We start from the raw sequence: 232 nt of genomic DNA, 5'->3' as shown, positions 1-232 counted from the left end.
GTTGACGAGGTTGCGGTGGGGCTCGGGCAGGGCGTCGCGAACGGAGCCGAGTACGGTCTCGAGGCCGGCGTGGAAGGCCTCGGACTCGAAGTACAGCTCGAACCGGTTGCACGTGTTCAGCAGCACGAAGCCGGGCAGCCCGGCGGCGTCCAGCGCCTCGATGACGGGCGTGGACGCCTCACTGAGGCGGGCCAGATCCTCGAGTGGCACGAGATGGTGACTCAGTCCGATG

Annotated in this window: 1 pseudogene; it reads right to left on the bottom strand. The window is 68.1% G+C overall.

What is annotated here, in order from left to right:
• A pseudogene (locus tag BN358_RS24065) lies at positions 1 to 232 on the bottom strand (hypothetical protein); the annotation flags it as partial.

Origin of the sequence: Sedimentibacter sp. B4, assembly GCF_000309315.1 — a bacterium.
GTDB lineage: Bacteria > Bacillota > Clostridia > Tissierellales > Sedimentibacteraceae > Sedimentibacter > Sedimentibacter saalensis.
Note: the sequence above shows the minus strand (reverse complement) of the source record. Positions and strands in the feature narration are given on the sequence as shown.